This is a genomic window from Rubrivirga sp. (genome assembly GCF_049648075.1).
Taxonomy (GTDB): domain Bacteria; phylum Bacteroidota; class Rhodothermia; order Rhodothermales; family Rubricoccaceae; genus Rubrivirga.
Genome location: NZ_JBARYR010000393.1, coordinates 1 through 2,056, shown reverse-complemented (window position 1 = coordinate 2,056; position 2,056 = coordinate 1). Strand labels below are relative to the sequence as shown.

The following is a 2,056-nucleotide window of genomic DNA, read 5'->3' as shown; positions in this document are numbered from 1 at the left end:
CACGAATACGGCTTCCACGCTTCGCGCGGACCCTCCGCATTCGCACCTGCACCGCCCCCGTCCCGAGCCGTCCGAGCCACCCCATCGAACCTCAGTTGGAGATCACCACGATGACCCGCTACAATCTCACCGCCCCCGTCACCTACACCCAGAACGGCACCACCAAGACCCGCTATACCCGGGTGGGCACCGTCTTCGAGAACACCCGCGAGGACGGCTCCAAGTGCCTCTCGATCAAACTCGACTTCCCTCTGGGCGCCACGGAGCTCGTCGCCTTCGAGCCCCGCGCCAAGGAGGGCGCGGAGGACGGCGACGGATCGGCGGAGTGACACCGCCGACCCGGGGCGGCCCGCGAGGCCGCCCCACCACCGCCTTCGGCAGCGGTACCGGACGGGCGCAAGAAAGCGCCCAACGGCATCTAGGACAGCAAGGTGAACGCGATGCGTCAGCCGCGCCCATTCCCAGATTTAGGCCCTGCTTCCGCCGCTCGCCCTCGCCCTCCCTACCCGGCCGACCACAGGCTCGAGAGCGGCGCGGCGAACAGGCGTTCGCCGAAGGGGACGACCTGATCATGGTCGTGCAGGACCAGCCCCTGCACGAACCGATCCCCGCACGCCTCCGCGAGCTTGCGCAGGCCGGCGAAGTCCCCCGCCTTCACCGTCGCCGAGGCCTTCACCTCGATCCCCACCACCTCGCCGCGGCGGTTCTCCAGGACGAGGTCGACCTCGGTGCCCGCCCGGTCCCGGAAGTGCGAGACCCGCAGCCTCGGCGCGCTCCAGGCCGCGACCTTCTGGACCTCGCCCACCACGAAAGCCTCCAGGATCGCCCCGAACGCCGTCCGGTCCCGGCGCAGCGTGTCCGGCGTGATCCCCCGCAGCGCGGCCAGGAGCCCGGAATCGAGGAAGTGCAGCTTGGGCGACTTGGTCAGTCGCTTGAGCGCGTTCGTCTGCCAGGGCGGGATGGTCTGCAGTAGGAACAGGCTCTCGAAGACGCCCACATACTTGCGCGCGGTGTGATGGGTCAGGCCGACCGCCGCGCCGAGGCCGCTCGCGTTGACGAGCTGGCCCGAATGCTCGGCGAGGACCGACAGCAGTCGCGGCATGACGGCGAGCTGCTCGATCTGGGCCACGTCGCGCACGTCGCGCTGGACGATCGCGTCCACGTAGTCCTCGTACCAGTCCTGGCGGCGGGACCAGCGGGCGCGGGACAGCGCTTCGGGGTAGCCACCGGCCAAGACGGTCTCCACGAGATCGTCGCCGAGGATCGTGTGCTGGACCGTGGGCGGCTGGCCCGCGAAGGCGTTAGTCAGGAACGTCGAGCGCGCGCTCTGGATCTCCGCTTGGGAGAGGGGGAGCAACCGGACGACCTCCATCCGGCCTGCGAGCGAGTCCGCCACCCTGGGCAGCGTCATCAGGTTGGCCGATCCAGTGAGCAGGAAGCGCCCGGGCTTGCGATCCGCGTCGACGGCGGCCTTGATCGCGAGCAGCAAGTCCGGCGCGCGCTGGACCTCGTCGATGACCGCATGGTCGAGACCGCGAACGAAGCCCACGGGGTCGCTTTGGGCCGCCGCACGGGCCGTCGCATCGTCGAGGGTGAGGAACTGCATGCCGTCCGAGCCGATGGCCTGGGCGAGCGTCGTCTTGCCCGATTGCCGCGGGCCCGCGATCAGGACGACGCGGGTGTCGAAGAGGGCGTCGGTGACGCTTGTGGCGACGTGGCGGTCGTAGACGGGGTGTTCCATGGCGCGGATCGTACGGAGCACGACGGCGGATTGGAACTATCCGTAAGGCGAATTGGAATGGCAGGAGCGGCAGATTGGGAGTGCAAAGGTCTTTCTCGGCCTCCCCAGCCGGTTCGTCTCGATCGTGCGGCCGAGCCGGCGATGTCCTCGTGAACGCCCTCGTGGCACGAGCATTCGTTCACTTGTCCCCCTAAACGTCCGGACCTCCGCGTCCTCGCCGGTGCTCGCCCGCTCTCGCGCGCTAGTCGGGCCTGGCGGCCCTCCCCGAGCCCCGACGCGCCCGGCTCCCTGCGGCCTCGTCCGCCGTCCGGGGTC

The 2,056-nt window shown here is 69.8% G+C and carries 2 protein-coding genes; one reads left to right on the top strand and one right to left on the bottom strand.

Annotated elements, in window-relative coordinates; translation table 11 throughout:
* Positions 1–329 (top strand): hypothetical protein (locus WBA11_RS11345; protein WP_424520799.1); only part of this gene is annotated, 329 nt, incomplete at its 5' end.
* 173 nt (positions 330–502) lie between these two features.
* On the opposite strand, the gene WBA11_RS11340 is transcribed toward WBA11_RS11345, so the two are convergent.
* Positions 503–1,741, bottom strand: coding sequence for an ATP-binding protein (locus tag WBA11_RS11340; protein WP_424520798.1), 1,239 nt, complete (start codon positions 1,739–1,741; stop codon positions 503–505).
* Positions 1,742–2,056 lie beyond the last annotated feature (315 nt).